The following is a 10,596-nucleotide window of genomic DNA, read 5'->3' on the forward strand; positions in this document are numbered from 1 at the left end:
AAGGCCCGGGTTTGGCCTTTGGGCTGGAGTTGCTTATGTGGCGCGTTCTGGCCTGCGGAGCTCGACTATGACAGAGCAGAACCGCGCGGTTAAAAGGTAGAGTGTAAGTGAGTTGGGGCCAAAAGCACGTACTTGGCTTTTGGTGCCGACTTGCTTACACGGCACCTTTTGCGCGGTGGAGCTCGGCTATGAAGGGAGGTCTCCCCATGCACAACCCCATTATGACCCAAGCGTTAGGCGAGTTTATCGGTACCCTCGTGTTGGTACTCCTGGGTGACGGTGTCGTCGCCGGCGTATCGTTGAAGAAGTCCAAAGCTGAGGGTGCCGGCTGGATTGCCATTGCCCTCGGTTGGGGACTGGCTGTCACGCTCGGCGTGTACTCCGCTGCGTTCCTCGGCCCGGCGCACCTTAACCCAGCCGTGACCATCGGCTTTGCCGTCATCGGTAAATTTCCCTGGTCCGGCGTAGCGCCATTTATCATCGCCCAAATGCTGGGCGCGTTTGTTGGTGCGGCACTCGTCTGGCTGCAATACTACCCGCACTGGCGGGAAACGCACGACCAGGCGGCCATCCTTGGCACCTTTGCTACCGGGCCCGCAATTCGTCAGCCGCTCGCGAACCTCTTCTCCGAAACGCTGGGCACCGCGGTGCTGGTATTCATGCTGCTGGCCTTCACTAAGGGCCAGTGGACGGCCGGCCTGAACCCCATTGGCGTCGGCGTGCTAATTACCGCGATTGGTTTCTCCCTCGGTGGGACGACCGGTTACGCGATCAACCCCGCCCGGGACCTCGGCCCGCGGTTGGCGCACGCGGTGCTGCCAATTGCCAACAAAGGTGGTTCCGACTGGAGCTACGGTTGGATTCCGGTTGTGGGTCCGGTGATTGGCGGTATTGTTGGTGCGGTATTGTTTGCCATTATTTAATGTAGAAACAACGAAACCGGGTCACCACCTACGCGTATCAGCGTGTGGGTGGTGACCCGGTTTTTGTATGTTTGAGCTAAAGCTAAAAGTGACTACAGCATCAAACAAACGGAAGGTTGCTCATAATTACATCCAGCATTCAAAACACTTCCCTTCGGATAATATCCTACCAACCAAGATGAAAAGCAATCGGCCTAAAACTACCTCAGTCACACATCATACCCAAGTTGTAGGTATTCCGGTTAAACATACTAGTCCAGATCATCCTCGTCATCCCGTCCCCGCACACCCCGAATGATGGTAAGCACGCCCGCAGCGAGCCCCAATGCCCCGCTGAGTAACGTAATCCCGCCAGATACCGTTGCAAGAATACCGTTGGTAATTAGTTTACGATCTGCCATAGTTAACACCTCCCGGTTTGTTGGCTCGATAATTAATGTTATTATACTATAATAGCGTTTACAAGAAATAGTGGTTGGTCAGATATCTTTGTTACCAACACAGAAATCGGTGAGTCTGGTCTACTTTGCTTGGGAGAGTTTGCAGAAATTTCGCGCAAACCCATTGACATTTTCGCTGAATCCCGTAGAATGTAACAGTACTCAATTGATTGACATTGCCCGTTGGTCAAGGGGTTAAGACGTCGCGTTCTCAGCGCGAAAACACGGGTTCGAATCCCGTACGGGTGATACTTGGAACCACCAGTTAATTTTTCAAAGGGAGGAACGTTGTTATGACAATGTTCCTCCCTTTTTATTGACCATCATAGGCACATCTTTTTTGATTTTGGGCAACTTTTTACAGGTGCTATAATAGTCGGTAACATCATTTACCACACGGAGGCAACATGGTTCAATTAGTACTAGTTCGTCACGGCGAAAGCACCGCCAACTTTGATAATACGTACACCGGATGGTCGGACGTAGAATTGACCGACCACGGTCGCGAACAGGCACACACGGCCGGGCGCCTGATTGCGGCCAGTCACATCGACTTTGACGCCGTCCACACCTCCATGCTGCGGCGGGCCATCATGACCGCGTACATCATCCAGGACGAACTCCACGCTAATTGGTTGCCCATAACCAAGAGTTGGCGACTGAACGAGCGGCATTACGGGGCGCTCCGAGGCCTGAATAAGGACAAAACGCGGACGCTATTCGGTCCGCAGCAGGTAGCCCAGTGGCGGCGTAGCTACACGGCTGAGCCACCACACCTCGCACGCGCCCACCACCAGCGCCGTTACGCCGCCTGGCCAACGAGCATCATCCCCACCGGCGAAAGCCTGGCCGACGCGAGTGCACGTCTCCTACCGTATTGGAACGACCACGTGGTGCCGGCTTTACGCGCGGACCACAACCAACTCATCGTCGCCCACGGGTCGACTTTGCGGGCACTCATCAAACACCTCGAAGGTATTGCGGATGCTGATATTGACGGGGTCGAGGTGGGTAACGCCGCACCGATTGTATATACGTTGGACGAACGGCTGGCGATTGCCGACAAGACTATATTAACAACGGAGTAACTCAAAGGGGCTTACCAGCATCGTGTGGTAAGCCCCTTTAGCGTCTCCAGTTATTTTGATTGGCGCTTCATTGATGGAAGCGATCATGCGCCCGGCATTCTGATCACTTTAGCTCCACCATAGTAGCTATGCTTCTCATGCTCAAATTGATCAAAAAAATGTTGATCAATGCCAAAAAGATTGATTAGGAACTGAGGCCGTACATGAAATAGTGAACGTATATGGTCAACGGACGTCAGCCTTGACTTCAACACAAATTCCATTAATGCGCGTAGCTTCCCAGGTCGAATCGGTACAATTTTATCATCCAACGGTTCAAGTTTACGGTAGTGAAGGGTATTCATTCGGCCACTGAAATACCTGTACTCCTGATAATCTAGTAATCCTAAATCATAGGCGCGGTGTCCCATGGCTGCAATTGATACTAGATATTGCGACTTCAGATCAACATAATAATCTGGATTAGACTTACGCGCCAAGGTGGCAAATCCACATGCAAATTCTGCACCTGGCAACAAGAATGCACCAGCAAAACGATTGGCTTGTAGTTCAATTTCCTTATACTCTTCGTTAGTCAGCAACTCTATATTTTGGTGCTGATGCATCAGGAGGTGACCAAGTTCATGTGCAATGTCGAAGTTTCGGCATACTGCCGACTTTTTGTGCGTGCCCAAAACAATATAGCTTCTACCAGATTTACTGATTGTACTGTACGCGTCGATTTCTTGGCCTAAATTTCTTTCAACTACGCATACGCCGCTATTTTCAATTTTATACATCAGATCCCTATTACTTTGAATACCCAAATAATTTCTAGATACCTCGGCTAGGTTTTCAATCTCCAAATTCTGTTCACGCTGTGAGCCCGCGTACTGAATTTTATCTGCTTGTTGTTTAGTCATTGAACGCAACGAATCAATACTACGTTCCTCTTGTGTCAAAAAGCCCTCAAAATAATCGACAAAGGCCTCGACGTAACGCAGGTACGTTAATTCAGTGCGAGTTTTTTTGCGCGATTTCCTATCATCAGCGCGATATGCAATATGGCCCTCACTCGCGACCCCCCGGGTAACCATATTGGGTTCAAAGAGGAAGCTCGTATCAACTTCCATTAAATCCCGTAGAGCATTCAACACATCAATTCTCGGAGTCACCTTATCTGACTCATACTGCCACACTGCCTGCTCCGAAACTGATAATTTATCGGCCAAGTCCTTTCGCGATAAGCCATTCAACTCGCGTAACTCAGTTAACTTGTCGCCATAAAACAAAGTTAATGGCCTCCCTTCTGAAACTAGTACTAACCTTCCTGATTCTCTTCCGAGCCAATTATGAAACCGAAAGTGTTATCTGAATTGTAGAATCGCTTTATACTGGTAATCATACTGCTTTGATTTACAAATAACAGTACAACGCATGAACAGTTATGGTGGCTACAAGCCAACCGTTGTTGCAAGCAAATGCCATCACAAAATCAACAACCAAAAAGGGCAGCCGCATTCATCACGCGACAAGCCCCTTTACTGTGGCACTATTTACTTTTTCTCGTCGTCCTTCTCGTCAGCGGGCTTAATGGTCTTCACCGCGCCAGACTTCCGGGCGTTTTTGTTCTTGTTTTTGGCTTCATCCTCTTCGGTGATTGGCGCCTTAACCGGCTTGCCACCCAGAGTGATGTTTGCAAAGTTGATGACGGTCTTGTGCTTAAGGTCTTCAACCACCACGGAGTCTTCCGTGTCAAAATCGTCAATTGTCAGCATGGCGGAGTTGGTGTAAATCTTCTCCACGGTGCCCTTGAAGCCGTTCGGAACGCTAGTCCCCTTGGCTACGTCAACCTTGTTGCCAACGGCCAATTCTACTGCGTTAGCTGCTACTTTAGCTTTACCCTTTGCCTTTGACTTTGAATCTGCCATCGTGCACCTGCTATATAAAATGTGGAAGAATGTCTCTTGGACACCAATAAAGGTTTATATATTTCCTTTCTTGATTGACATTCTACATCTCACTTAGTCCCGTCATCATCAGTATTCCCCTTTGGAAAAATATCCGCACGACATTGACTGACTCCTGAACTTTATGGTATTAGCCATACCCAGAATGATTAGTTGACCATTGCGTACTGGATTAAGTTTTCCACTGCGTTTTGGTCGCGGCGCATACTTGCACCGCATTGATAACACACGTATTGATTGTTACCGGTATGATGCCGGCGATTACCCTCTAAGTCGATCTTGTTCGCACCGGTTTTGACGAAGCTACATTGCGAACACCGCTGGGTGCTCGGATAGAAGCGATCCACCATGACTAGCTTCACGCCAGCCCATGAACATTTGTACTGCATGATTGCCTTGAACTGGCCAAACAGTGAACGGTGCAAGTTTTTGGCTAAGTGTTTGTTCATGCGCATGTGCAGGTTATCGAGGTCCTCAATCGCAATCACGTCATTGGTTTGTACTAACTGATGCGTAAACTTGTGCAGTAAATCCATCTGAATTCGGGTCACCTTTTGATAATCCCGCTGCAACTTGGCTCTCGTTGCGCGGTAGTTATGGGACCGGAAATGGGACGGATTTACCAACCGTTTACGTGCCAACAACCGTTGATAATGGGTGATACGCTCGTACAACCGCAGTAGCTTAGCACTCATGGTCGAAACCGATTGGTAGCCCGTGGCATCGCGATAGTCAAAGCGGGCAATGTTGGCATCTACGCCGGTAACAACGTGCCCGGATTTAACTGCGACACTATCGTCAACCTCAACAGCTAGCGCAACATAATAACCATCAGCTTCTTCGACTACGGTCGCAGTTTTTAGCTTGCCAATCCAGCGTACCGATTCAGCCATCCGGATGTCATACCACGATGTGTAACCATATGGTCGATCTAAGCGCAGTTTGTTGTTAACCACCTGTGCCCGATCAGTTGTGAATGTATTGCGTGACCGTTTCCTAGACTTAAACCGGGGTTGCCTGTGGCTGGGCATTTGCGGATTGAAAAAGTTCCGCCACCCCTGAGCTAAGTCATGTACTGCCAGCTGTAAAACGCGGGCTGAAAGTTCGTACTGCCAATCCTGCTTGTTGTTGACCAGCTCATTCCTTACCTTACGTTCGTTTGGCCGTAATGACTTATCACCCATTAACAATGACTCATCGTACATGCCGTTCCATGATTCGAGTGCCAGGTTATAGCAGTAACGTCGGTAATCAAATAACTGCTGGAACGCGCGGCACATGGTTGCATTGGGGTACAACTTAATTTTGTGTGTTTTAATCATTCTGGCTCACTCCCCAAACGTAAACATAGAACACCGCAGCAACTATTCAACACCTTAAATTTTACGCTGGTATTGAGGCACTCAACAAGCGTGATTTGATAGTGTTTAGTAGGCTTTGCCTATTCTACGCGGTTTACAATTTGGAGAGTAAGTTATGGCAGTTCGCAAATTGCAACAAATGATTGCATTTAGTTGCAACTACTACATCTGGGTATCAAGATGTCTTCCACTTAATTATTGCGTCTTGATAAAATCCCGTTATTACACTTTGTTCCATGATTTAAAGTACAGTTAACTACCTCCTGCTCTGTTCTATCGCCACCTGGCGATTACGTCGAAAATCATTATAACCGTTTTGGCGGTGTGAGTCGACCGTGGGAAATAATGATTCCGTACAATCGATGCTAACGAACCTCCTCGATTGCCTGGGCTACATGATCTTTAACTTCAGACCACAACTCGTCACTTTCACGGTCAGCCGCAGCAATCTTTACAACTTCTGTAGCCAGCGTAATCTGGGCATCCGGACGAAGTTCATAGCCATTACGCATCAAAAAACATACAAAACTGATTAATGCCGTTCTCTTATTAGCATCGTTAAAGCAATGCTTCTTCGTAATCTTGATTAAGTAATAGGTGCCCAACTCAACAGCGGAACGGTAGAGTTTAACCCCAAAGACTTCCTGTTCAGCAGATTGCACAATGTAGTCCAGAGCTACGGCGTCACGAATTGCTGGTTCGGTCCCAAACCGTTGCTGCAACCGTGCATTAATCCGAATAATATCGGCCGCCGAAAGATAATGCATCTACTTGTCCTCCAGATACTTCATTGCATCCATGTAACGGTCAATCACCTGGTCAATTTGGCGCAAATCGTCGTCACTAGTAGCCTCACGCTCGGGCCGCGCAACTATTGCACCGTCCTCTAAGGATACGGCTAACCGTTCTCCTTTGCTTAATCTGAGCCGTTCGACAATATCCGCGGGTATCGTAAAATACAAACTGTTGTTCACCTTGCCCACTGTCCGTTTGATACCTTGATTATCGGTCATGCTTACCACCTCTGGTTTAAGTATGAGGTATATACACAGTATAAACAAGTACATTGAGAGCCAGCCAATAAAAAAGCTAGCAAACGCCATCAAATGCGCCTACTAGCAATACAGTTGATTATGATTCGTGCACGAAAGCACGCGTCCTCACTAACTTATGGCACACCGATTCGGAAAGATTCTGGGTAGCCATCCAATAAACCAACTAAATGGTATTATCAGTCCGCAATCCTCAAAATCGTACCCAAATCATTCCGCTCGGTTCTCAACGAGTTCAACCGATTATCCTTTGCAAAGCCGAGTGCGACCCCCATCATCAACGACTCATCTTCGGGAATATCAATCTGCGCCCGGACCTCAGCTGGATGACGAATAAACTCGTACGCGGGAATTCCGCGTAGGCCGTGTTCCTGAGCCGCCAACAGTAAGCCGTACCCAAACGCCCCGGCATCGTACGCCGAATAGTGTGATGCGTCCTTAGGAATCGTGATGTAGACAATGGCAGGCGCGTTGAACAGGTTTTTATTGGCCTCAAAAAGTTCCGGTGTGGCATCACCCAAAGATTGTTTGGTTGCGACCAACCACTGGTCAATGTTGCCCTGCGTGTACGCCGACCAACTTTGGGGTGGCACAACCTCCGTCCAACTCTTCGTACCCTTGCTGGCCAGGTCAAAGTGACTCGCCCGGATGCGCTTAACGGTTTCCCCGGTCGCGACGTACGCCTTCCACGGCTGTGAATTTTCCCACGATGGGGCCAACGCGGCCTCACGCACGATATCCTTGATCACGTCCACCGGAATTGCTTTGTCCTCAAACGCTCGCGCTGAATGACGCTGCACCAAGATGCTATTTTGATCCATGATCAAATCCCCCTCACCTAATAATTACACCTGAATACCAATATGCTCTACTTGCGCACCTGTCCGTTTCCATTAATCTCGTACTTCGTGGTCGTCAGGGCACTCAAGCCCATTGGTCCACGCGCGTGCAGCTTCTGGGTGCTAATACCGATTTCCGCCCCAAAGCCGAACATGAAGCCGTCGGTGAAGCGGGTCGACGCGTTCACGTACACACAGGCCGCGTCCACCAGATCCTGGAACCGCCGGCTGTGCGCCAAATCGTTCGTAATGATGACTTCCGAGTGCTTCGTGTTGTGCGCATTAATGTGCGCAATCGCGGCGTCCACATCATCCACCACTTTGACCGCCAAAATCAGATCGTTGTATTCCGTGTCCCAATCTTCATCCGTGGCGACCACCATGTCTGGCACGATGGCCCGCGCCCGTTCATCCCCACGCAATTCCACACCGTGCGCGCGGAGGTCGGCGGCCAAAGTTGGCAGGTACGCCTCCGCCACTTTGGCATTGATCAGCAGTTTCTCCGCCGCGTTACATACCGATGGCCGCTGGACCTTAGCGTTCACCACAATTTTGCGCGCCATTTCTAGGTCAGCCGCATCGTCCACGTAGATATGACAATTACCGGCACCCGTTTCAATGACGGGGACGGTAGCCGTTTGCACAACCGCACGAATCAGGCCAGCCCCGCCACGTGGAATGAGAACGTCCACGTACTGGTTGAGGTGCATCAGTTCGTTCGCCAATTCGTGGCTGGGGTCGGTAATGAGCTGGACCGCATCCGCCGGTAAATCGACGCTGACCAGTGCATCACGCAAAGTCGTGGCGAGGGCGCGGTTGCTGTTCAACGCCTCTTTGCCCCCACGCAGGATGACCGCGTTGCCGCTCTTGAAAGCCAGGCCCGCCGCGTCCACCGTCACGTTCGGCCGTGCCTCGTAAATCATGGCCACCACGCCCAACGGTACACGCCGCTGGGTGATGGTGAGCCCGTCCTCAGTCACCCAACCACGGTCAATCTGCGCCGTCGGGTCCTTGAGTTGGGCAACCTGCTGCAAACCGTCGGCCATGTCCTGAATCCGTTCCGGCGTCAACCGTAGCCGGTCCACGAACCGTGGGTCAATGGTGGCCCCATCCAGATCTTGCTTATTGGCCGCCATAATCGCGTCCGTCGCTGACACGAGGGCATCCGCCATCACGTTCAGGGCGTGCTGTTTGTCGGGGTCAGGGAGCTGCGCCAAGATTGCCGCCGCGGCTTTGGCTGCCCGGCCCATTGCCTGCAAATCGTTTGTCTGTACCATGTCCATGAGCTTTCCTCCTATGGGTTAGTGTCGCAAAGTCGCCTGCTCGTTGCCCGGCATCATGCTGGCGGGACAGAAACGGGTGCCGATATCCTCGCCGGCCATCACGCGGAGCACGACGCGTGGATCCGCGCCGTTGACCAACACCATTTCTTTGCCCGCCTCAATCATCGTGTTCGCCGCCTTCAGCTTGGTGACCATCCCGCCAGTACCAAAGCGTGTAGAGCTCCCGCTAGCGCCAGCCAGGATGGCGTCCGTCACCCGCGTCACGTGGTGCAGCAGGTGTGCGTCGGCATACTTGCGCGGGTCCACGTTGTAGAGGCCGTCAATATCCGACATGACGATCAGCACGTCGGCGTCCACCTGGCGGGCAACGAGCGCGGACAGCTGGTCGTTATCGCCAAAGGTGGTGCGGTGATCCATCTCGTCCGTAGCGACCGAGTCATTTTCGTTGATGACGGGGATGATACTTTGGGCGAGCAGCGCCTCAATCGTGTCGAGCACGTGAATCCGGCTGACGGGGTAGTCAAAGACGTCGTAGGTCAACAACAGCTGTCCGACCATCGACCCGTAATCGGTGAACCGCCGCGTGTACAGCGACATCAGTTGCGATTGGCCGATGGCGGCTAACGCCTGTTGCCCGGCGATGGCCGCGGGCCGGTCGTGTTGCCCCATGAGATCCAGGCCAACACCAATTGCGCCAGAAGAAACTAACAGGACCTCGCACCCCTGGTTCTGCAAAGCCGACAGGGCGTACGCCAAGCGGTCAATCGTTTGTAAATTCACTTTGCCGTCCGGGTAGATGAGGCTACTCGTGCCGATTTTAACTACTACCCGTTTTGTACGCGTCTGTGCCATCATGGTTCCGTCCTCCACATACCGTCTTGTGACAAAAAGCGCTGCCCGACCGAGGCACCCTTACCGGGCGGTACCATCCTCGTTCGAAGCAACGCTTCACTCTTTTAATTACTATATTAACTTGTTCACCCTAGCTTGGATTCGTGCGCGCTGAACGGCTTGCAGTCGGCGACCGTTCTTCCTGTGAGGCACTACTATGACTGGGGGGCGGGCGGCTCGCCCGATGCTGACGTTATCATAGTCTGCCGGCTTACTTTTGTCAAGCGGGTTGTGGACCGAGTCGTGCTGTGCTGGCAAAGTGGTGGTGGGGTTGCGGCTTTCGTGCCCTCCGCCGTGGCTTGCTACACCCGCACGCTCCGGACGTTCCGTCCTCCCACGAATTATTGAGTTTGAGAAATGCACTCAATCTCAATAATTTGCCGCTGTACGTCACTTCGTTCTTACAGCGCTACGGGATCGCAGCAACCACGTCTACGGACACGACGCCTCCACCCCACCACCACTTTGCCGGCACCCGTCAGTTCGATAAACGGTACCCATATCTCGTGCGAATTCACTAACAGGCATCGCGAACTACACGATGTTTTTGTGACTGACGCAACGTAACTGGAAAAATGGATACTACAGTAGCGTTAGGCCGCGTCGGTCGGTATGGTGCCTAACGCCAAGTAGCTGGTTGTCACGGGGCGGTATTTCTGGTTGGGTGAGCGGCGCGGTGAGCTACGGCTTACGTGGGGTACTCCATGGTGACCACTGCTAGGGCGAAGGCTCCAACCCGCCAAGTACAAGCGGGTTTCCGCCGCGATTCT

General features: G+C 51.5%; 11 protein-coding genes and 1 tRNA gene. 3 read left to right on the forward strand and 9 right to left on the reverse strand.

Translation table 11 applies throughout. The features are described from left to right. The first annotated feature begins 218 nt into the window (after window positions 1-218). Entirely contained in the window at window positions 219-923 is a 705-nt protein-coding gene (locus LPA02S_RS03475; RefSeq protein WP_082405436.1) for an MIP/aquaporin family protein, read from the forward strand. A 251-nt stretch (window positions 924-1,174) separates the two neighbouring features. Here LPA02S_RS03475 and LPA02S_RS11615 read toward each other — a convergent pair whose 3' ends face one another. Then, on the reverse strand, window positions 1,175-1,324 hold the full coding sequence (locus tag LPA02S_RS11615; protein WP_156302155.1) for a hypothetical protein: 150 nt from the start codon (window positions 1,322-1,324) through the stop codon (window positions 1,175-1,177). Between the two features lie 216 nt (window positions 1,325-1,540). Here LPA02S_RS11615 and LPA02S_RS03480 point away from each other — a divergent pair. Both LPA02S_RS03480 and LPA02S_RS03485 read left to right on the forward strand, forming a co-directional pair. Next, window positions 1,541-1,612: transfer RNA gene (locus tag LPA02S_RS03480), tRNA-Glu, on the forward strand. A gap of 158 nt (window positions 1,613-1,770) precedes the next feature. After that, window positions 1,771-2,451 (forward strand): 2,3-bisphosphoglycerate-dependent phosphoglycerate mutase, encoded by a 681-nt coding sequence (locus tag LPA02S_RS03485; RefSeq protein WP_056956326.1) that lies wholly within the window; start codon window positions 1,771-1,773, stop codon window positions 2,449-2,451. Between the two features lie 83 nt (window positions 2,452-2,534). Here LPA02S_RS03485 and LPA02S_RS03490 read toward each other — a convergent pair whose 3' ends face one another. From LPA02S_RS03490 to proB, 8 genes are all read right to left on the reverse strand, one after another. Then, window positions 2,535-3,722 carry a spr1629 family repressor/antitoxin gene (locus tag LPA02S_RS03490; protein WP_056956327.1) on the reverse strand — a complete coding sequence of 396 codons (1,188 nt, stop codon included), beginning with the start codon at window positions 3,720-3,722 and terminating at the stop codon, window positions 2,535-2,537. A 264-nt stretch (window positions 3,723-3,986) separates the two neighbouring features. Further along, window positions 3,987-4,361: a hypothetical protein gene (locus LPA02S_RS03495; protein WP_225350319.1), complete on the reverse strand. Its 375-nt coding sequence runs from the start codon at window positions 4,359-4,361 to the stop codon at window positions 3,987-3,989. A gap of 188 nt (window positions 4,362-4,549) precedes the next feature. Then, window positions 4,550-5,722 carry an RNA-guided endonuclease InsQ/TnpB family protein gene (locus LPA02S_RS03500; RefSeq protein WP_054650735.1) on the reverse strand — a complete coding sequence of 391 codons (1,173 nt, stop codon included), beginning with the start codon at window positions 5,720-5,722 and terminating at the stop codon, window positions 4,550-4,552. Window positions 5,723-6,126: 404 nt separating this feature from the next. After that, a complete protein-coding gene (locus LPA02S_RS03505; protein ID WP_054650733.1) occupies window positions 6,127-6,528 on the reverse strand; it encodes a type II toxin-antitoxin system death-on-curing family toxin in 402 nt (133 codons plus the stop codon). Next, complete coding sequence (locus LPA02S_RS03510; protein WP_054650731.1) at window positions 6,529-6,774, reverse strand: AbrB/MazE/SpoVT family DNA-binding domain-containing protein; 246 nt, start codon at window positions 6,772-6,774, stop codon at window positions 6,529-6,531. Window positions 6,775-6,992: 218 nt separating this feature from the next. Then, the gene (locus LPA02S_RS03515; RefSeq protein ID WP_054650729.1) at window positions 6,993-7,634 is read right to left on the reverse strand and encodes a nitroreductase; all 642 of its coding nucleotides are present in this window, start codon (window positions 7,632-7,634) and stop codon (window positions 6,993-6,995) included. Between the two features lie 47 nt (window positions 7,635-7,681). Further along, window positions 7,682-8,929, reverse strand: coding sequence for a glutamate-5-semialdehyde dehydrogenase (locus LPA02S_RS03520; RefSeq protein WP_420835953.1), 1,248 nt, complete (start codon window positions 8,927-8,929; stop codon window positions 7,682-7,684). Between the two features lie 24 nt (window positions 8,930-8,953). Further along, window positions 8,954-9,790 carry a glutamate 5-kinase gene (gene proB, locus LPA02S_RS03525; RefSeq protein WP_420835952.1) on the reverse strand — a complete coding sequence of 279 codons (837 nt, stop codon included), beginning with the start codon at window positions 9,788-9,790 and terminating at the stop codon, window positions 8,954-8,956. Between the last annotated feature and the right edge of the window lie 806 nt (window positions 9,791-10,596).

It is taken from the genome of Lacticaseibacillus pantheris DSM 15945 = JCM 12539 = NBRC 106106, assembly GCF_001591865.1.
Taxonomy (GTDB): Bacteria; Bacillota; Bacilli; order Lactobacillales; family Lactobacillaceae; genus Lacticaseibacillus; species Lacticaseibacillus pantheris.

What these genes read in the sequence shown, in the direction of transcription:
- proB (WP_420835952.1), bottom strand. Translation starts at nt 9,790, where the DNA reads ATGATGGCACAGACGCGTACAAAACGGGTAGTAGTTAAAATCGGCACG.
- LPA02S_RS03515 (WP_054650729.1), bottom strand. Translation starts at nt 7,634, where the DNA reads ATGGATCAAAATAGCATCTTGGTGCAGCGTCATTCAGCGCGAGCGTTT.
- LPA02S_RS11615 (WP_156302155.1), bottom strand. Translation starts at nt 1,324, where the DNA reads ATGGCAGATCGTAAACTAATTACCAACGGTATTCTTGCAACGGTATCT.
- LPA02S_RS03500 (WP_054650735.1), bottom strand. Translation starts at nt 5,722, where the DNA reads ATGATTAAAACACACAAAATTAAGTTGTACCCCAATGCAACCATGTGC.
- LPA02S_RS03520 (WP_420835953.1), bottom strand. Translation starts at nt 8,929, where the DNA reads ATGGTACAGACAAACGATTTGCAGGCAATGGGCCGGGCAGCCAAAGCC.
- LPA02S_RS03505 (WP_054650733.1), bottom strand. Translation starts at nt 6,528, where the DNA reads ATGCATTATCTTTCGGCGGCCGATATTATTCGGATTAATGCACGGTTG.
- LPA02S_RS03495 (WP_225350319.1), bottom strand. Translation starts at nt 4,361, where the DNA reads ATGGCAGATTCAAAGTCAAAGGCAAAGGGTAAAGCTAAAGTAGCAGCT.
- LPA02S_RS03485 (WP_056956326.1), top strand. Translation starts at nt 1,771, where the DNA reads ATGGTTCAATTAGTACTAGTTCGTCACGGCGAAAGCACCGCCAACTTT.
- LPA02S_RS03510 (WP_054650731.1), bottom strand. Translation starts at nt 6,774, where the DNA reads ATGACCGATAATCAAGGTATCAAACGGACAGTGGGCAAGGTGAACAAC.